The sequence below is a fragment of the Erwinia sp. PME.40.26/001 genome (assembly GCF_055556675.1).
The window spans coordinates 151,060-170,180 of record NZ_JBVHNP010000002.1; the positions used below are offsets into that span (position 1 = coordinate 151,060).

At 52.1% G+C, this 19,121-nt stretch carries 15 protein-coding genes; 14 read left to right on the forward strand and 1 reads right to left on the reverse strand.

Annotation, left to right across the window (positions count from 1 at the left end):
• Positions 1-16 precede the first annotated feature (16 nt).
• From ACZ3HG_RS08240 to ACZ3HG_RS08285, 10 genes are all read left to right on the forward strand, one after another.
• Complete coding sequence (locus tag ACZ3HG_RS08240) at positions 17-673, forward strand: fimbrial protein (protein WP_465332655.1); 657 nt, start codon at positions 17-19, stop codon at positions 671-673.
• Between the two features lie 61 nt (positions 674-734).
• Positions 735-1,181: a fimbrial protein gene (locus ACZ3HG_RS08245; RefSeq protein WP_465332656.1), complete on the forward strand. Its 447-nt coding sequence runs from the start codon at positions 735-737 to the stop codon at positions 1,179-1,181.
• A gap of 44 nt (positions 1,182-1,225) precedes the next feature.
• Positions 1,226-1,669 carry a fimbrial protein gene (locus ACZ3HG_RS08250; RefSeq protein WP_465332794.1) on the forward strand — a complete coding sequence of 148 codons (444 nt, stop codon included), beginning with the start codon at positions 1,226-1,228 and terminating at the stop codon, positions 1,667-1,669.
• A 14-nt stretch (positions 1,670-1,683) separates the two neighbouring features.
• The gene (locus tag ACZ3HG_RS08255) at positions 1,684-2,160 is read left to right on the forward strand and encodes a fimbrial protein (protein ID WP_465332657.1); all 477 of its coding nucleotides are present in this window, start codon (positions 1,684-1,686) and stop codon (positions 2,158-2,160) included.
• Between the two features lie 14 nt (positions 2,161-2,174).
• Complete coding sequence (locus ACZ3HG_RS08260; protein WP_465332658.1) at positions 2,175-2,702, forward strand: fimbrial protein; 528 nt, start codon at positions 2,175-2,177, stop codon at positions 2,700-2,702.
• 3,120 nt (positions 2,703-5,822) lie between these two features.
• Complete coding sequence (locus ACZ3HG_RS08265; protein ID WP_465332659.1) at positions 5,823-7,568, forward strand: PglL family O-oligosaccharyltransferase; 1,746 nt, start codon at positions 5,823-5,825, stop codon at positions 7,566-7,568.
• Between the two features lie 38 nt (positions 7,569-7,606).
• A complete protein-coding gene (locus tag ACZ3HG_RS08270) occupies positions 7,607-7,846 on the forward strand; it encodes a hypothetical protein (RefSeq protein ID WP_465332660.1) in 240 nt (79 codons plus the stop codon).
• A 577-nt stretch (positions 7,847-8,423) separates the two neighbouring features.
• Positions 8,424-9,239, forward strand: a complete 816-nt coding sequence (locus ACZ3HG_RS08275; protein ID WP_465332661.1) for an abortive infection protein — start codon at positions 8,424-8,426, stop codon at positions 9,237-9,239.
• Positions 9,223-9,411, forward strand: coding sequence for a hypothetical protein (locus ACZ3HG_RS08280; protein WP_465332662.1), 189 nt, complete (start codon positions 9,223-9,225; stop codon positions 9,409-9,411). Before ACZ3HG_RS08275 ends, ACZ3HG_RS08280 begins: the two co-directional genes overlap by 17 nt.
• Entirely contained in the window at positions 9,411-9,626 is a 216-nt protein-coding gene (locus ACZ3HG_RS08285; protein WP_465332663.1) for a hypothetical protein, read from the forward strand. Before ACZ3HG_RS08280 ends, ACZ3HG_RS08285 begins: the two co-directional genes overlap by 1 nt.
• Positions 9,627-9,673: 47 nt before the next feature.
• Here ACZ3HG_RS08285 and ACZ3HG_RS08290 read toward each other — a convergent pair whose 3' ends face one another.
• Positions 9,674-10,009, reverse strand: coding sequence for a DUF1294 domain-containing protein (locus tag ACZ3HG_RS08290; protein ID WP_465332664.1), 336 nt, complete (start codon positions 10,007-10,009; stop codon positions 9,674-9,676).
• 610 nt (positions 10,010-10,619) lie between these two features.
• On the opposite strand from ACZ3HG_RS08290, the gene ACZ3HG_RS08295 reads away from it, so the two are divergent.
• The 4 genes from ACZ3HG_RS08295 (at position 10,620) to ACZ3HG_RS08310 (ending at position 19,068) form a co-directional block, all read left to right on the forward strand.
• Complete coding sequence (locus ACZ3HG_RS08295; protein ID WP_465332665.1) at positions 10,620-11,798, forward strand: efflux RND transporter periplasmic adaptor subunit; 1,179 nt, start codon at positions 10,620-10,622, stop codon at positions 11,796-11,798.
• Positions 11,795-14,971 (forward strand): efflux RND transporter permease subunit, encoded by a 3,177-nt coding sequence (locus ACZ3HG_RS08300; RefSeq protein WP_465332666.1) that lies wholly within the window; start codon positions 11,795-11,797, stop codon positions 14,969-14,971. The genes ACZ3HG_RS08295 and ACZ3HG_RS08300 overlap by 4 nt, the downstream gene beginning before the upstream one ends.
• A complete protein-coding gene (locus tag ACZ3HG_RS08305; protein ID WP_465332667.1) occupies positions 14,968-16,449 on the forward strand; it encodes an efflux transporter outer membrane subunit in 1,482 nt (493 codons plus the stop codon). The genes ACZ3HG_RS08300 and ACZ3HG_RS08305 overlap by 4 nt, the downstream gene beginning before the upstream one ends.
• Before the next feature lie 87 nt (positions 16,450-16,536).
• Positions 16,537-19,068: a heavy metal translocating P-type ATPase gene (locus tag ACZ3HG_RS08310; RefSeq protein WP_465332668.1), complete on the forward strand. Its 2,532-nt coding sequence runs from the start codon at positions 16,537-16,539 to the stop codon at positions 19,066-19,068.
• Positions 19,069-19,121 lie beyond the last annotated feature (53 nt).

Consider the following 19,121-nt stretch of genomic DNA (forward strand, 5'->3'; position numbering starts at 1 on the left):
AAAAGGCGGATAAGTGATGCGAACAACATCCCGGCGATGGAACGGCGGCGGTTACCACTGCTATGAATGGTTGTATGCCCAGGTGATTACCGCAGCGGCGTTGATGGTGTCATTGTGCGTTTGCGCGATGTTATGGCTGCTGCCGTCAGCAATCGCGGCAGACAACTGGCAGGTGGAAGGTGCCCATGGCGTGCTGCATGTGCGCGGCGAACTGACCGAAAGCGCCTGTCGTCTGGAGATGGCGAGCGCGTACCAGGCAGTGTGGCTGGGCAGTACCGCGACGGCACAGTTGGCGAAGGTTGGAGATCGTGGCGTGCCGGTGAACGTGCAACTGCACCTGCGCGACTGCCTGCGCGGCCCTTCCGCCAACCGGGATACGCGCAGCGGTAACCTGCTGTGGAGCGCCCAGCAGCCGGCGGTGTCGGTCCGCTTTATCGCACCGGCGGATGCTGATAACCCGGAACTGGTGAAGGTACGCGGTGCTTCCGGACTGGCGTTGCGTATAAGTGATGAGCGCGGCGGGGATATCCGCCTCGGTAGCCGGGGCGCGCCGTTGGCCCTTGCAGTGGGGCAAAACGCGCTGAACTACCGCATCACGCTGGAACGCACCCGTGCGCCGTTGCTGGCCGGTGCTTATGCAGCGGTGGTGGATTTCCAGCTCAGCTATGACTAAGGGAATGTGCATGAAGGCAAGGTTTAGACAGTGTTTATCCGGCAGCAGTTTAGCCGCATTCATGTTGTTCGGTTCGCTGGCTCAGGCCGCCAGTATGATGGTCAAAGTGACGGTGACCATCGTGGCGCCGCCGCCGTGCGTGATTAACGACAATAATCTGATCGAAGTGAAGTTCGGTAACGACGTGATGACCACCCGCATCGACGGCAGCTACAAGAAACAGCGGGTGGTGTACTCGGTGGAGTGTAAAGACGCGCCGACCAATGCAATGAAAATAAAAATTCAGGGAACCGGCGCCAGCTTTGACAGCGATGTACTGCGAACCAACAACAACGATCTGGGGGTGGCGCTGTTGCGCAACGGTAATCGGCAGCCGATCAACACCTGGGTGAATTTTTCCTACCCCTATATGCCAACGCTGGAGGCAGTGCCGGTCAAACAGGCCGGGGCGACGCTGAGTGGCGGGGCCTTCTCCGCAGGGGCGACGATGATGGTGGAATACCGGTGAAAGGGGCTGAGGCAATGGCGCGATACGGCAGCATTTTTCTGTTAATGGCCCTCGGCGGCCCGGCAGCGGTGGCGGACAACATGCGTTTTTCCGGCACCCTGATCGAACCGCCGCCGTGCGTGATTAACAACAATGACCTGATCGAAGTGAATTTTGGTAACGACGTCATGACCACCCGCATCGACGGCAGCTACAAGAAACAGCCGGTGGTGTACTCGGTGGTGTGCACAAACGCGCCGGACAATGCAATGAAACTGCAAATTCAGGGTACCGGAGCCGGCTTTAATTCTGACGTGCTGAAAACCAACAAGGATGATTTGGGGGTGGCGCTGCTGCGCAACGGCAATCGGCAGCCGATAAACCGCTGGGTGAATTTTACCTACCCCAATCTGCCGACGTTTGAGGCGGTGCCGGTCAAGCAGGCCGGGGCGACGCTGAGCGGTGGGGCGTTTTCTGCCGGGGCGACCATGAATGTGGAATACCAGTGAAAGGGGCGGAGGCAATGGCGCGATATGGCAGCATTTTTTTGTTAATGGCCCTCGGCGGCCCGGCAGCGGCGGCGGACAACACGCGTTTTTTCGGCACCCTGATCGAACCGCCGCCGTGCACCATTAATGACGGTGGCGAGGTGGATGTCGATTTCGGCAACCGGGTCGGGGTCACCAAAGTGGATGGCGTTAACTACCTGCAACCGGTGAACTACCGGATCACCTGTGGACCCGGTGCCGGGGCATGGAGCATGACGCTGGCAGTGGTCGGCACTCCGGCGGATTACGACGAGGCAGCGATTGAGAGCAACGTGGACGATCTGGCCGTTCGCCTGATGCAAAACGGCAAGCGGTTTACGTTGAATCAACCGATCCCCATCAAGTTGAACGCTGTGCCAACGCTTGAGGCGGTGCCGGTCAAACGACCGGGCTCAGCGCTGAAGGAAGGCGCGTTTGAGGCCACGGCTACCCTGCTGGCAGTGTACCAATGAGCCGGAGAAGAACCATGGTGAATAAAACAGGCTGGTGCGCAACGGCCGCACTGCTGCTGTGCAGCCATTTGAGCCTGGCGGCGGACAATATGCGCCTGCACGGCGCGCTGGTGGCTGAACCCTGCGTGATCCCGCCGGGCGATGAAACGGTGGTGCTGGATTTTAACACGGTAATCGACAAGTACCTGTATCTGAACACCCGCACCGCCGGCCAGGTGTTCAAGCTGCATTTGGTGCAGTGTGATCTCAGCCTGGGCAAAACGGTCAGGGTGACGTTCAGCGGTAATGAAAGCACCGCGCTGCCGGGTTTACTGGCGCTAAACGGTGCCAGCCAGGCCAGCGGCATTGCTATCGGTATGGAAACTTCGCAGGGCGAACCGTTGCCCATTAACCAGCAAGGCAAGGCGCAGGCATTGGTGAGCGGGGCCAACACCGTGACGGCACAGGCCTATGTGCAGGGTGAACCGGACGCGTTGAAGCGTAAAACCATTGAACGCGGGCCGTTCAGCGCGGTGGCGACCTTTAGTCTGGAATATGAATAACCACACGGCGGCATGACAAGCCGCATCTGCCGGGGTTGCGCGCTGAGCCCGCTGCCTGGCGGCAGCTTGTTGCACCACGTAGATAACTTTTTTAACGCCCAGGAGGGCCTGTGGTATGCGCGAGACAGGGATGACTTTTTGCTGTTTACCCGCACCCGCTGGCAACTGCGGCGCAGCGTTAAGCGGCTGCATGAATTTTTTGAGCTGGTCAGGTGTGAAACTCACCCGGGCAAGACCCAGCTGGGCAGGAATGCACAGGGTTTTGACTGGCTGGGGATATGGTTTACCCCCACGGGGACCGCCATAGCGCCCAGAGCGCTGGAAAACCATCGTGTACGACGCGCGCGGCTTTACGGGCAGGCTCGCCGACAGGGGCTGTCATCGACAGAGACTGAGTTGCGGGTGCGAACGTACGAGGCACGGTGGGCAATATGGGCACGAAGGATGCTGGGGAATAATTTCGATTGTCTATGACATGCGGATTTATTAATCATATCCGGTACTCACTACGGCGTGAGTGCTTCTGCCTGATTTTCTAATACTTTTTCTGTGGAATATCCATATGTCTCATGTCTGCCGGACTACATCTTATCTCCTCTCCATCCTGATCGTAGGCGTGCTCCACATCCCTCCCGCATCCGCCATCCTGTGGCCGACGGTCACCTCAAGCGAAGTGTACGAGTGCGAGGAAGCGTGGGGTTTCGGCGATCCCTGTACCCACCACTTCCTTCGTGGGACTTCCAGCATGGTAGAAAGGGGGCCAGCTGTCCGTAAACCCCCGGGGCGGAATAATAAACCTTCATGGTACGGGATACACTGCGGCCAAGGGTCCAAAAAAGACGGGTTTAAATCGTGTGAATGGACTCCCCGCACTCACGGGCCATCCACCCCCGAGACTTGCGAGTACCGCGGGGGCCCGTCCGACGAGTACACATGGGAACTCGCTGACACCTGTCAGATTCCTGCTACCTGGCAATGGGGCCCCCACAACGGGGCTCAACCTGGCGGGGAGTGCTCCGTGTTTGGGGTCATGGCGGGACTGAGCCTCAGTACACCATGGTCTTTACTCGACCCAATGACTGTGGCGAACTCAGGGTCCACGTTCTGCGTGAAAGCAAGCGACCCCACGATCCCGTGTTCTGTGGGGTCAATCGCCGAACTCAACCATGGTGAGGTCGGCCCAAGCACCGTTCACACCGTGTCTAAGACTGCGACTGTGAACTGTGGGGGGCGACCCTCGCTCACGGTCATAGGCGGACCTACCGTCGTCCTTAGTGAAGGGGTTTCGTCTCAGCTCACTGCCGAGATGATATCGCCCACCACCCTCCGCGTTGAATCGCGACTGTCTAACCGGGGGGGGATGCCCGGTCGATACAGCATGTCGAAAATAGTGGTTGTGTCACCCGATTAACAACACGGCGTACCTAAACGCTCGCACCGGTGTAAGTTCCACTCGTACACGACCTTGTGTCCAGGCTGCGCGGGTCGTGTGGGATGGATCCCTCCCGCGCCAGTTCTTCTGCGATGTACCAGAAATACCTGGCTGCCCTTGCGGGATATTTTTTGATAATACTGCCAAGTTTTTCTTATGATATTCGGTCGTATTTTTTTCTTATTTGTATTTTTGCTGTTTATTCCGCTGGCGATATATATCTCCAACCCCGGCGGGATTGGATTGTCGCCATCCCGCACCCGCTGGCAACTGCGGCGCAGCGTTAAGCGGCTGCATGAATTTTTTGAGCTGGTCAGGTGTGAAACTCACCCGGGCAAGACTCAACTGGGCAGGATTGCACAGGGTTTTGACTGGCTGGGGATATGGTTTACCCCCACGGGGACCGCCATAGCGCCCAGAGCGCTGGAAAACCATCGTGTACGACGCGCGCGGCTTTACGGGCAGGCTCGCCGACAGGGGCTGTCATCGACAGAGACTGAGTTGCGGGTGCGAACGTACGAGGCACAGTGGGCAATATGGGCACGAAGGATGCTGGGGAATAATTTCGATTGTCTATGACATGCGGATTTATTAATCATATCCGGTACTCACTACAGCGTGAGTGCTTCTGCCTGATTTTCTAATACTTTTTCTGTGGAATATCCATATGTCTCATGTCTGCCGGGCTACATCTTATCTCCTCTCCATCCTGATCGTAGGCGTGCTCCACATCCCTCCCGCATCCGCCATCCTGTGGCCGACGGTCACCTCAATGGAAGTTTGGGGGTGTACTGAATGGGGTGGTATTCCCTGTTTCGAACACGGCCTAAAAGGGACTGCCAGCATGCTTGAAAGGGGGCCAGCTTTTCTCCCCCCCCCGCCGCGGAACACCAGAACTGGGTGGTTCGGGATACATTGCCACGGTGGGAGCATAACCACCGGGTTCTTAGTGTGTAAATGGTGGCACGCCAGCCACGGGCCAACCTACCCCGAGACTTGCGCGTTCCGCGGTGGCCCGTCCGACGCGGACACATGGGAACTCGTTGACACCTGTCAAACTCCTGCTGCCTGGTACTGGAGCACCCACTCCGGGGCTCAACCTGGCGGGGAGTGCTCCGTGTTTGGGATCGAGGACGGACTGAACGTCAGAACCCCATGGGGTGTACTCGACGCTATGACTGTGGCGAACTCAGGGTCCACGTTCTGCGTGAAAGCAACCGACCCGGTGGTCCCGTGTTCTGTGGGGCCACTCGCCGAACTCAACCATGGTGAGGTCGGCCCAAACTCCGTTCACACCGTGTCTAAGACTGCGACTGTGAGCTGTGGGGGGCGACCCAAGCTCCAGGTCGTGGGCGGAACAACCGTCGACCTTAGTGCAGGGGTTTCGTCTCAGCTCACTGCCGAGATGATATCGCCCACCACCCTCCGCGTTGAATCGCGACTGACTAACCGGGGGGGTGTGCCCGGTCGATACAGCTCGTCGAAAATACTGGTTGTGTCACCCGAATAACAACACGCCGTACCTAAACGCTCGCACCGGTGTAAGTTCCACTCGTACGCGACCTTGTGTCCAGGCTGCGCGGGTCGTGTGGGATGGATCCCACCCGAGCCAGTTCTTCTAGCAATGTAACAGAAATACCCGGTTGCCCTTGCGGGATATTTTTTGATAATACTGTCAGGTTTTTCTTATGATATTCGGTCGTAATTTTTTCTTATTTGTATTTTTGCTGTTTATTCCGCTGGCGATATATATCCCCAACCCCGGTGGGACTGGATTGTCGCTGCCGTTTAATTTGCTGGTCTACGGCGGTGCGGCTCTATTAATGGGGGCTTGCTGGCGGGCAACACCGCTGTGCCGAACGGTGATAACGCCGACCTGTCGCGCCATATTTGTCGCATGTGCAGTGCTGGTGCTGCCGGCTATATTTACCCGGCCCGAATGGCAAAGCGCCGCCGTTTGGCGGCTGGCTGGTTTATTTGCCGGAGCGGCGTTCTATTTCACCTGGCTGCAGGTGCGTATGACCGCGCGTCAGCGCCATGCGGTGCTGTATTTGATTTTATCGGCGGCGGTGGTTCAGGCGTCAATCGCGCTGTTACAGCTGTTTGCGCCAGCAATGGCACAATCCTGGATCCCATCCGGCAGCTCGCGCGCCTTCGGCATTTTCCAGCAACCTAACGTGCTGGCGAGCTTTATCGCCACCGGGCTGGCGCTGGCGTTGGCGGCGTATGTGCTGCCTGGGTTCCAGCGGCTGGATCCGCGTGCAGAACGCTGGCGTCGCCGCGCCCTGGCCGCGGTGCTGGTGCTGCTGCCGATGGTGTTGGTGTGGGGGCAATCCCGCACCGGCTGGCTGGCGGGTGCTCTGGTGCTGGGGTTATTTATCCTGTTTTTTTGCCGCCGTCATCCGCAGGCTGTGGCCATTGCCTCGCTGCTGGTTGCCGGCGGCACCGTGGCGGCGGCGCTGGTACTGTGGTGGGGGAGTGAGCTCGGCGGTGCGTTGCGCTACGCCAGCCATACCAGTTCCAACCATGCGCGCTACGCCATGCTGCGCGATACGCTGGCGATGATCGCCGAAAAGCCGCTTTTTGGCTGGGGTTACGGCGGTTTTGAGTACAGTTTTCAGCATTTTCGTATAAACCAGACGCCACCCACGGTGGTGACTGAAATCGCCCGTCATCCGCATAATGAATTGCTGCTGTGGTGGGTGGAAGGGGGCGTGGTCGCGCTGCTGGGTATGCTGCTCCTGGTGGGGGCGGGCATCAAACTGCTGACCCACGCCCACTGGCGCGACAGGCGTGCTGTTGCCTGCGGTAAATCATCGGCGGGTGAGGCACTGGCTCTATGCGTGGCACTGCTGCCGATTGCGCTGCACAGCCAAACTGAATACCCGTTTTACCTGTCGGCACTGCACTGGCTGGTGTTTCTGTTGTTGCTGGCAATGCTCGATCGGCTGGTCAGTCCGCGCCTTGCCACCGGCTGTGGGTTAAAACGATGGCGACTGCCGATGCTGGCCCTGTCGCTGGTGGCGCTGTTCGTGATGGTGACCGGATTTTACAGCGGGCAGGTATTGACCCAGGCGGAGCGCGGCGGGTTGCAGGATATGCGGCAGGTGGACGCCTTGCCGGGCTGGGCAAGTTGGATGCATGACGATCGCCTGCAGTTTGATCGCCAGTTGGCAGGCTTGCTTGCCTTTAACCGAACGGGTGACGGGCAACGGCTGGAAACTTATGCCCAATGGGCGCAGCGTTATCTGAATCACCGCATTGATAAAAACGTTTACGCCAACCTGTGGGTGATTCTGCGCCAACAACAGCAGTGGATGTTGGCTGAGCAGTACCGGCGTGACGCCGCGCGTTTATTTCCCCAGGATGGCCGGTTTACTGATGCAATGACTGGATCAGATTCGGGGTCAGGATCACAAGCCGCTTATCCCTGATTATGAACGGATCACATACGGGGATCGGGTCACCCATTATGGTGTCCCCGCCGGACGATGAAACGGTGGTACTGGATTTTGACACGGTGATCGGCAAGTACCTGTATATGAACACCCGTGCTCACGGCCAACCGTTTGAACTTTATCTGGCACCGATGCAGGCGTATCGGCGGCAGCACGGGCAGCTCTGGCCGCCGGAGAATACGCTTTGGTCTACTGAAAGGATATTCTCGGTTATTACCGGCATATCCGTAAGCAGCAGGCAATCAATCAGCTGAAATGACCTTTGGCCGCTCCGATACTATTCGATGTGATTCGACAATTCGTGCATTATAGCGTAGAAGACGGTGGGGAGTTTTATACCCTGCAAACGGTATCTGCCGGGATTACGCGTTGAGCCCGCTGATTGGTGGAGGCTTGTTGCATCATATCGATAGTTTTTTTAATGCAAAGGAGGGCATGTGATATGCGCGAGATAGGAATGAATTTTTGCTGTTTACCCGCACCGCTGGCAACTGCGCCGCAGCGTTAAACGACGACTTGAATTTTTTGACCTGAGCGGGTTTGAAACCCACCCGGACAAAACCCAACCGTGCAGAATTGCACAGGATTTTGACTGGCTGGGGGTATGGTTTACCCCCACAGGAACCCTCATAGCGCCCATAGCGCTGGAAAACATCGTGCACAATGCGTGCGCCTTCACGAGAAGGCAGGGGCTGTCATTGGCAGAGACTGCGTTACGAGTGCGGACATACGAGGCACGGTGGACATTATTTGCAGAGCGAATGCTGGGTCATCAATGGGATGATATTTAGTGGTAGCTGCCAGATAATAAAACTTCAGAGAAATATACCCATGAATATCCATACAACAGTCTCTGTCCTGTATGTATTTGTTGTCCTCTTCCTCGGAAATGCACATGCCAATGTTACGATTTCAGTGAGCACTGTCCCTGAAGCACCTGGCGGTAATTTTTCTGCATCGATCGTTGGCGCATCGAACCAGGACAAGACCCGCAATCCGTGTTACGCGAGATCTGGGTGCAAGCTTCGGTTCTTCACGATCTCCGAATCCTGGCTTCCCTCCGGCCTGGCGGGATACATGACCAAAGACGGACAGAGTTGGCAACACACCGGTGGGGGGCTTGACCACGAATATGCTACTGTCGGGTCGTGGTGGTCGTCCGTAACAAACAAAGACCGTGTGGGCAGGGACAACCTGCCCACACTATATGGTGATGACCCCTGCGTCGTATTAGCCGCGGACAATGGTGGACAAGCTATGCTTGTTAACACGAACATATCTAACTGCGCCAAGGGTCTGGTACAAGTGCCCAGTTGCAAGGTCAGTCCTGAACAGATCATTGTTACATTCGACACAACCGCAGGACAAGATATCTATGAACAAACGGTCCCGGGCGTGCAGGTGAGCTGTTCTCAGTCTGTGGATTTACGGATAGAAACGAACAGCGCGGAAGAAATTCCTCTCGGTGGTGACAACGCCACTGTAGCCATCCTTGACTGGGGTCGGGGATACGGTCGTCCTGGTGTCTTCAACTTATCCGGAAACGAAAGTCGTCCTGTACCACTACGCGTCAAAACGCGGGGCATCGACCGTCTCGGACCTGGTGTGTACTCAGGCACCGCGATCGTGAATGTCACCTACGACTAACACCGAGATCCGGCCCCACCGCCTGGCCCGCCCGCATTGTGGAAAAGACACCAACCCTGTGCCTGCCGGTGTCCTGGTGCTGGGGCTGTTTGTCCTGTGGTTTTTCCGCCGTCATCCGCAGGCTGTCGCCATTGCCTCACTGCTGGTTGCCGGCGGCACCGTGGCGGCGTAGTGAGCTGGGCGATGCGTTGCATAGCCAAACTGAATACCCGCATTGATAAAAACGTTTACGCCAACCTGTGGGTGATTCTGCGCCAACAACAGCAGTGGGTATTGGCTGAGCAGTACCGGCGTGATGCCGCGCGTTTATTTCCCCAGGATGGCCGGTTTACTGATGCAATGACTGGATCAGATTCGGGGTCAGGATCACAAGCTGCTTATCCCTGATTATGAACGGATCACATACGGGGATCGGGTCAGGCGAAGCTGCTCGTTTAGTATTTATAGAAAGGATATATCGCGATCATCACCACCACATTCAGCACCACACTAATGATGAAGTACGTTTTAAACGGTTGTTTCTGCGTTTTATGGCGAAAGCGTTGCTGACCGGCAATCGCGCCAGGCCATCCTCCCATCAAGCCAAAGACCAGCAAGGTGGACTCCGGTACCCGCCGCCAGCTTTTGCGGGCAGCCTGTTTATCTCCGCCGTAGATCAGAAACGTCAGTGTGCTGGCCAGCAGGAACCACATCACCACAGGGTGAGGCAGGAATGCGCTGCCGGTGGCCGCCAGGGCCAGCAGCAGGTAACAGAACAGATTCAGTGTCATTCAATAAGCCTGTAAGTAGACCCGTTCAGCCCAGTGGACTCTTTTCGGAAGTGGATATCATAATGAATAACATCATGTGGTGTAAGTATCCCATCAAAACGGCCCATTCACGTTCAGAGACCTTCCTGCATACTGATTATGCCACCTGAGAAGATCGCTATGCGTAAGATCCGTTTCATCGGGCACCCGATCATCGTCGTACCGAAATCCGTCGATATCAAAAAAACAAAGATCTTGAGGGTGAGATTCATCGTCTGAAGCAGATGTTGGCCGATCGGAGTCTGGAAAGTCGGGCGCTGAAAGACGTCATCGAAACCAGTGGTGATTAACGCTCTTATACTTTTAATAAGTGCGGTTAATATTATATTAGATCGAATAATTTTCTATATTTTTTAATATTTTCTAAACGGCCTGATAATTTTCATTGGGTTTTAAGTTATCCTCACTTTAACTATTTATAGTGTCTTTACCTGATGATTAGTGTATTTTCTGAAAATTTATATTTTTTCGCAAAAAATACTTGACCTTCCAGGCGTGGTAAGTCGGATAAATACAGCAGGAGCTGCCAAGGCTCAGCAAAACCCATTCGTCTCCAGTTGCGGAAGGTAACATGATGAAAGTCAGAAAAATAACACTGCTCACAGCGGCAATAAGCCTTGCGCTAGCTATTGCTGGCTGCAAAGAAGTCGACTCCACACCGGCGGCTCCAACAGCACCTGTTTCTGCTCCAGTGGCCGAAGTGATTGTCAGGCCAATAACCCCCTTTGCAGAACTCACGGGGTCACTCACAGCGGTTAATCATGTCGAATTACGTCCAAGAGTTGCCGGCTATATACAGAAAGTAAGTATGCCTGAAGGACATTTCGTCGAAAAGGGCAGCGAACTATTTCTTATTGATCCACGGGTGTTACAAGCGGCGTTTAATAATGCAAAAGCAGGTTTGCGAGAAACAGAAGCCGCATTGATGTTAGCTAAAGCTGAATATTCTCGTACTGAAAAATTGTTTGCTCAAAAAATTGTTTCACGCGCTAATCTCGATACTGCCATTGCCACACTGAATGCCAGAAAAGCACAGGTGGATGCAGCCAAAGCAATGCTTGAATCAGCACGGCTTGAGTTAAGTTTTACCCATGTCACCGCGCCAATTAGTGGGCGCGTGGGTCAAACTTTGGTGACTGAAGGGAATTATGTTGCCAGCGGTGTTACACCACTGACGACAATCGTCTCAATTGACCCTTTGTATGTTTATTTTGATATTGACGAACGTACTTATTTGCAGTTTTTCGCTGCAAATCGAGCCAATGCTAAGCTCAAGAGTTCTCCAGCCGCAAAAGTAGAAATCGCATTACTTACTGACAAAAGCTATTCGCGACAGGGGCGTGTTGATTTTCTTTCCAATGGTGCTGAACGTCAAACGGGAACCGTGCGTGTCCGTGCAGTTATCGATAACCCTGATGGAAAATTAACGCCAGGCTTATTTGCCAAAATTAAATTAGAGACGGGGCCATCACAGCCTAAAGTTTTGATATCCGATCTATCGATTGGTGCCGATCAAGGTGGTCGCTATGTATTAGTGGTTGATAAAGAAAATAAGACAGAGTATCGACCGGTAGAATTAGGCACTACCGTGGACGGTTTACGTGTCATAGAGCATGGCTTGCAGCCAGGTGAACGTATCGTCGTCAAAGGGTTTATTCGTCCAGGTATGCAAGTTAAGCCACAATCAGTCGGAATTGATGGCAAACCTGTCGAAGTTACAGAGAAGCAAACTGCAGGAGATAAGCCATGAAATTTCCTCGTTTCTTCATTGAACGGCCAATCTTCGCTATTGTTCTTTCTATTCTGATGGTTCTCGGGGGGATTGTCGCTTTTTTCCAGTTACCCCTCAGTGAATATCCAGCGGTAACGCCCCCGACAGTTCAAGTGACAGCATCTTACCCTGGCGCTAATCCAAAGGTGATTGCTGAAACCGTTGCTGCACCACTTGAACAAGCCATTACAGGTGTTGAGGGCATGTTATATATGTCCTCACAGTCGGCAACCGATGGTCGTATGACGCTTACCGTCACATTTGCACAAGGAACGAATGCCGATATGGCACAAATTCAAGTGCAAAACAGAGTTTCGCGAGCACTGCCTCGTTTGCCTGAAGAAGTACAACGTCAAGGCGTTATCACTCAAAAAACCTCACCAGATATTCTGATGGTGGTTCACTTATTGTCTGCGGATAAACGTTACGATCCACTTTATATTTCCAATTATGCTTATCTCCAGGTTCGCGACGAATTATCACGTATACCCGGTATCAGCGATGTCCTCGTTTGGGGCGCTGGCGAATACAGTATGCGGCTTTGGCTTGATCCTGATCTTATTGCTGCCAGAATGCTGACGGCGGGTGATGTCATTGCCGCAGTTCGTGAACAAAACGTACAGGTTGCGGCAGGTTCTGTTGGTCAAATGCCAAATTCAAATGCAGCTTTCCAGGTAACAGTAAACACACTTGGACGATTAACTGACGAAGAGCAGTTCGGTAATATTATTATTCGTACTGGCGATAATGGACAGGTTACCCGTTTACGGGATGTGGCTCGCATCGAAATGGGTGCTGATGCGTATGCACTACGTAGTCTGCTTGATGGCGAACCGGCTGTTGCGCTTCAAATTATTCAGAGCCCTGGCGCTAATGCGCTTGATGTTGCACAAGCAGTGAGAACAACGATGCAACGGCTTGAAGGTGATTTTCCTGCTGGATTAAGCTCACGTATTGCTTATGATCCGACTGTATTTGTTCGCGCCTCTCTTCAATCAGTGGCAACAACTTTACTTGAGGCAATTTTTCTTGTTGTTATTGTCGTTGTACTCTTTTTACGGAGCTGGAGAGCATCACTTATTCCATTGCTGGCAGTACCTGTCTCATTAATTGGTACCTTTGCCATCATGTACATAATGGGGTTTTCACTTAATACCTTGTCATTATTTGGCCTTGTCCTTTCGATAGGGATCGTCGTCGATGATGCGATCGTGGTGGTTGAAAACGTTGAGCGCCATATCGAAAATGGAGAAACGCCTGTACAAGCCGCAAGGCTGGCAATGGATGAAGTTACGTCGCCGATTATTGCCATTACCTCTGTACTTTCGGCAATTTTCATCCCAACTGCATTCCTGAGTGGTCTGCAGGGTGAATTTTATCAGCAATTTGCGCTAACCATTGCAATATCGACTATCTTGTCAGCCATTAATTCACTCACACTCAGCCCTGCACTTGCAGGCATGTTATTACGTCCACGTAAAGCGCATGTTGTGAGTGACCCACATACTTTGCCTGGACGCGTTAATCTATTTTTACAGATGATCGGCAAGCCGTTTAAGCGAGCACCCAGTGCTTATAGTAACACGGTACGAAAAGTGGTTAGCGTCAGCGGTCTGGCACTTTTAGTTTATGGTGGATTACTTGCGCTAACTTATTTTGGCTTCAAGGCTGTTCCACCAGGTTTTGTGCCAATGCAGGATAAGTATTATCTTGTAGGAATCGCACAGCTGCCTAATGGATCATCGTTAGATCGTACCGATGATGTTGTTAAAAAAATGTCTGAAATAGCGCTCGAAGAACCGGGCGTTGAAAGTGTCGTTGCATTTCCTGGGCTTTCAATCAATGGATTTGTTAATGTTCCTAATGCTGCCGTTATGTTCATTATTCTTGATCCATTTGAAGCTCGTACGACTGATGAGCTTTCGGCCATGGCTATTACAGGGCGATTACAAGCTAAATTTTCAACCATTCCTGATGGCTTCCTGGGTGTATTTCCACCACCACCGGTACCGGGTTTAGGTGCAACTGGCGGTTTTAAAATGCAAATTGAGGATCGCAGCGGTGCCGGGCTTGATGCATTAGTGAAAAATACCCAAATTTTGATGACTAAAGCCACTGAATCCGGGATGGTGACAGGGCTTATGACCAGCTTAGATATTAATGCTCCTCAATTTGATGTCACGATTGATCGAATTCAAGCTAAGAGTCAGGGCGTTAATTTAGCTGAGGTATTCGAAACACTGCAAGTTTATCTTGGCTCTATCTATGTTAATGATTTCAATCGTTTTGGCCGCACTTACAAAGTCATGGCGCAAGCCGATGCCGCTCATCGCATGCAGGTAGAAGCGATAGGACGTTTGCAAGTCCGTAATCTGGCAGGAGAAATGTTACCCCTGTCATCATTTGTAACCGTTACACCAGGCTCTGGCCCCGATCGTGTCATTCATTATAACGGCTATCCTTCTGCTGATATATCAGGCGGTGCCATGTTGGACGTTAGTTCAGGTCAGGCAGTTGAAACCATGGAGCGACTGGCAAAAGAAATATTACCAGAAGGAATGAGTTTCGAATGGACTGAATTGACTTACCAACAAAAAGGGGCTGGCAATTCTGCACTGTTTATTTTCCCGATGTGTCTATTGCTTGCGTATCTTATCCTTGCTGCACAATATAACAGCTGGCTGCTTCCTTTAGCCGTTCTCCTTATCGTGCCAATGTGTTTGTTAAGCGCCATTACTGGTGTTTGGTTGATGGGGGGTGACAATAATATCTTTGTCCAAATAGGTCTTATTGTCCTGGTTGGCTTAGCCGCCAAGAATGCAATTTTGATTGTCGAATTCGCCCGAAGTCTTGAAAGCGAAGGCGTCAGTACTCTGGATGCGGTTATCAAAGCGTGTCGATTACGTTTACGACCTATTCTGATGACATCACTTGCATTTATTGCCGGTGTTATTCCATTAGTTTTGGCCAGTGGCGCTGGGGCTGAAATGCGTCAATCCATGGGAATTGCAGTCTTTGCGGGGATGCTCGGTGTGACGCTATTCGGTTTATTCTTAACCCCTGTATTTTATGTTGTTATGCGCAGGTTGTCTGTGCACTACGAAAAATACCGGGCCAAAGTTAAATTGCACAAAGAGGGGCGTATATCATGAATACACTTTCTCAAAAAGTATTGTTCTCTTTGAGTGCTCTTATTTTACTGTCCGGATGTACAGCTGTAGGTCCTGATTACTCGCCACCTTTATTACCATCCCCTGCAAATTTTGGTGGATCGGTTGCGGGTATGGGTTCCGGCGCTGTTGAAATTGAGTGGTGGAAAACATTTGATGATCCTGCACTCGTTATCTTGATCCAACGCTCACTTGCTGCAAACCATGACATCGGTATCGCCGTCGCCCGGCTTGAAGAAGCAAACGCGATTCTGCGTGAAAAAAGACAAAATTTCTTACCACTGGGTGGTATAGAGAGTGGTTATGAGCATCGTCGGCAAAGCCGGACGGAAACTTCATCCGGCCAGACATCGCAGTTCGATACTTATCGAATTGCGGTTGATTCATCCTGGGAAATAGATCTCTTTGGCCGTGTACGTCGTTCAGTGGAAATGGCCCAGGCACAAGCTGGCTCACGTGAAGCATTATTACGACATGTACAAGCAGGTGTCGCTGCTTCTGTCGCTGCTACATGGTTCGAACTTCGAGGTGTTGAAGCCGAACTTGCCGTTGTTACTGATATTAGCCAAAGTCAGCGCGAAAGTTTCAGGCAGACCGAACGCTCCGTAAAGGCAGGTTCTGCCAGTCAATTTGACCAATTACGAGCAGAAGCTTTGCTGCGCAATATCGAAGCGGCTGTGCCTGAACTGGAACGCCGCCGAACCGCTTCTGTTAATGCATTGGCGATCTTGCTTGGTGAAGTCCCTCAGGATTTTAAATTACCGGCGGCTGTACCTTCAACAACACAAACACACAAAACCCTGGTTCTGCGAACCCTGGACGTGGGTGATCCAGCCTCGCTTCTCTCGCGACGAGCGGATATTGCTGCTGCTGAGCGTTCTCTGGCGGCCGCAACGGCTCGGGTGGGGATTGACACAGCAAGTCTGTATCCTGACGTTCAGATACAAGGTTCTATTGGGCTTGTTGCTGGAAGCCTTAATGCAATGAATGATACCAGTATTTTATCGGGCTTTATTGGCCCGATTATACGCTGGTCTTTTCTCGATACAGCGCGAGTGCGTGCTCAAATTGCAGCCAGCGAAGCACGAACTAAAGCGGCATTAATCGTTTACGATCAGACCGTACTGCGTGCATTACAAGAAACGGATGATGCCTTCAAAGCTTATGATGCGGCAAATAAGACCCTTGAGTTACACCAACTTGAATCAGTCGCACATTCTGATGCCGCACGTCTTGCTCAATTACGGTTTTCCCTCGGTGAGGGGATTTACTCAGATGTACTTGAGGCACAAAAATCTGATTTTATTAGCCGCCGTGCCCTGGCGATAGCCTATACCAATCAGCAACTCGCCATTGTGAGTATTTACAAAGCATTGGGGGGTGGTTGGGAAATTTGTACAGCGAAAAATAGTGATTGTTCAGGGGCTGAGGGCAGGCAATATTCCTATGTTAAAAATTAAATTCAAAATGAATAAAAAAATCCTTGACCTTGCCCTTAGGGTCAACCTTATGTTGCTACCCAACAACCATATTTAAGGGGAATCTCAATGAATACTAACCCAACAATATCCTCAGCCACCCGGCTCAGTTTACCCGTTGAAGGTATGACTTGTGCATCTTGTGTCGGTCGTGTTGAGAAGGCATTAAAAGCCGTGCCTGGCATAAGTACAGCATCAGTCAACCTGGCGACAGAACGTGCTGATATCACAGTGACTGATTCAGGCGATGCACTGTCTGCTGTTCGTGCCATTGAGAGCGCGGGTTATAGCGTCCGTCATGAAATAACAGAACTCGCCATTGAAGATATGACCTGTGCATCTTGTGTCGGACGTGTTGAAAAAGCACTGGCACAGACTCCCGGCGTTATCGAAGCTGGTGTGAATTTAGCGACAGAACGTGCCCGAATTATCCATTTTGCTGGCGTTGTTTCTGTAGCCGACCTTGAAGCGGCTGTCGTTAAGGCTGGTTATACATCTCGTCGATTATCTGCCGAATCGGCAAATACAGAAGATCAAGACAATGAACGTCGTGAAGGTGAAGCGCGTTCATTACGCCGGGCGCTATACACTGCGGCTATTTTTACGTTACCCGTTTTCATACTCGAAATGGGATCGCACGTTATCCCCGGTATGCACGACCTGGTAATGAGAACATTGGGCCAACAGGTGAACTGGTACATTCAATTTGTGCTTGCAACTATCGTTCTGTTTGGCCCAGGAATGCGCTTCTTCCGCAAGGGAATACCGGCACTGTTACGTGGTGCTCCTGATATGAACTCACTGGTTTCTGTTGGCACAATTGCAGCCTATGGATATTCTGTTGTCGCCACTTTTATCCCCGGGGTACTGCCGAAAGGAACAGCAAACGTCTATTTTGAAGCGGCGGTTGTGATAGTCACCCTGATCCTGCTTGGACGTACTTTAGAAGCGCGTGCAAAAGGCCGTACTTCACAGGCAATCAAACGGTTAGTCGGACTTCAGGCAAAAACAGCTCGCGTTGATCGCAATGGCAAAATAGTTGAGATTCCACTCGATCAAGTAGCAACAGATGATGTCATTCTCGTTCGTCCTGGCGAAAAAATTCCTGTTGATGGTGAAGTTGTTGACGGTTCATCTTATGTTGATGAAAGCATGATTACTGGTGAGCCTGTACCCGTATCGAAAGGTATTGGGGCTGAAGTTGTCGGAGGCACCATCAACAAAACAGGCGCTTTCAGCTTCCGTGTGACAAAGATTGGGGCAAACACCGTTCTTGCACAAATTATTCGTTTAGTTGAACAAGCACAAGGTTCCAAATTACCCATCCAGGCCTTAGTCGATAAAGTAACCATGTGGTTCGTGCCAGCAGTAATGACAGGGGCGGGCTTAACGTTCATTATTTGGTTATTCCTGGGTCCAGATCCCGCGCTAACTTTTGCGTTAATTAATGCAGTTGCTGTTCTTATTATTGCCTGTCCATGTGCTATGGGGTTAGCTACACCAACATCTATCATGGTGGGTACTGGGCGTGCAGCAGAACTGGGTGTTCTCTTCCGCAAAGGTGAAGCGTTACAAGCATTGCGTGATGTTAGTGTTGTTGCACTCGACAAAACAGGGACACTGACCAAAGGACGTCCTGAGCTAACCGATTTGGTTCCGGCTGAAGGTTTTGAATACAAGGAAGTATTAGCTTTAGTTGCTGCAATTGAAACACGTTCTGAGCATCCAATTGCTGAGGCCATTGTGGCCGCCGCTAAGCAACAAGATATCACTCTGGCTTCTGTTGAAAGCTTCGAAGCCGTTCCTGGGTTTGGTGTATCTGCTCAGGTTGCAGGCCGGACTGTTGCTGTTGGTGCAGATCGCTACATGACTCAGCTTGGCCTTGATGTAAACAGCTTGCAACCGACGGCGCGGCGTCTGGGTGAACAAGGTAAGAGTCCACTCTATGCTGCCATTGATGGCCGTCTGGCAGCAATAATCGCGGTCGCGGATCCCATCAAAGAAACGACGCCTGAAGCGATTAGGGCGCTGCATGCTCTGGGCCTAAAAGTTGCAATGATTACGGGTGATAATAAAGCTACCGCTGCCGCAATTGCCAGACAACTCGGTATTGATGAAGTGGCAGCAGAAGTGTTACCCGATGGTAAAGTTGCAGCCCTGAAAAAATTCCGTGCTAATGGCGCTCGAGTTGCATTTGTTGGCGATGGTATTAACGATGCGCCAGCACTTGCTGAATCTGATGTGGGTTTGGCCATTGGTACAGGTACAGATGTGGCCATCGAGGCTGCTGATGTCGTGTTAATGTCGGGGGATCTACGTGGTGTTGCTGATGCTATTGCACTTAGCCAGGCGACAATTCGTAACATCAAACAGAATCTGTTCTGGGCCTTTGCTTATAATGCCTTACTGATCCCCGTGGCTGCCGGTTTGCTTTATCCTCTGAACGGTATGTTGCTTTCACCGATGTTTGCCGCTGCGGCAATGGCACTTTCCAGTGTCTTTGTTCTGGGCAATGCTCTGCGATTAAAACGTTTTCAGCCACCCATAAAGCAAACCGTTATGCAAGATGACGACCGTCATCAGATTCATGCAGCTGAATAAATCAAAAGGGCAGCCAGATGTGAATATAACCAATCCTGACGTCATGGCAGAAA

Bases quoted from the DNA above. Each gene is read 5' to 3' on its own strand.
- ACZ3HG_RS08295 (WP_465332665.1), top strand. From the start codon at position 10,620: ATGATGAAAGTCAGAAAAATAACACTGCTCACAGCGGCAATAAGCCTT.
- ACZ3HG_RS08300 (WP_465332666.1), top strand. From the start codon at position 11,795: ATGAAATTTCCTCGTTTCTTCATTGAACGGCCAATCTTCGCTATTGTT.
- ACZ3HG_RS08255 (WP_465332657.1), top strand. From the start codon at position 1,684: ATGGCGCGATATGGCAGCATTTTTTTGTTAATGGCCCTCGGCGGCCCG.
- ACZ3HG_RS08245 (WP_465332656.1), top strand. From the start codon at position 735: ATGTTGTTCGGTTCGCTGGCTCAGGCCGCCAGTATGATGGTCAAAGTG.
- ACZ3HG_RS08275 (WP_465332661.1), top strand. From the start codon at position 8,424: ATGAATATCCATACAACAGTCTCTGTCCTGTATGTATTTGTTGTCCTC.
- ACZ3HG_RS08310 (WP_465332668.1), top strand. From the start codon at position 16,537: ATGAATACTAACCCAACAATATCCTCAGCCACCCGGCTCAGTTTACCC.
- ACZ3HG_RS08250 (WP_465332794.1), top strand. From the start codon at position 1,226: ATGGCCCTCGGCGGCCCGGCAGCGGTGGCGGACAACATGCGTTTTTCC.
- ACZ3HG_RS08260 (WP_465332658.1), top strand. From the start codon at position 2,175: ATGGTGAATAAAACAGGCTGGTGCGCAACGGCCGCACTGCTGCTGTGC.
- ACZ3HG_RS08240 (WP_465332655.1), top strand. From the start codon at position 17: ATGCGAACAACATCCCGGCGATGGAACGGCGGCGGTTACCACTGCTAT.
- ACZ3HG_RS08265 (WP_465332659.1), top strand. From the start codon at position 5,823: ATGATATTCGGTCGTAATTTTTTCTTATTTGTATTTTTGCTGTTTATT.
- ACZ3HG_RS08270 (WP_465332660.1), top strand. From the start codon at position 7,607: ATGGTGTCCCCGCCGGACGATGAAACGGTGGTACTGGATTTTGACACG.
- ACZ3HG_RS08290 (WP_465332664.1), bottom strand. From the start codon at position 10,009: ATGACACTGAATCTGTTCTGTTACCTGCTGCTGGCCCTGGCGGCCACC.
- ACZ3HG_RS08280 (WP_465332662.1), top strand. From the start codon at position 9,223: ATGTCACCTACGACTAACACCGAGATCCGGCCCCACCGCCTGGCCCGC.
- ACZ3HG_RS08305 (WP_465332667.1), top strand. From the start codon at position 14,968: ATGAATACACTTTCTCAAAAAGTATTGTTCTCTTTGAGTGCTCTTATT.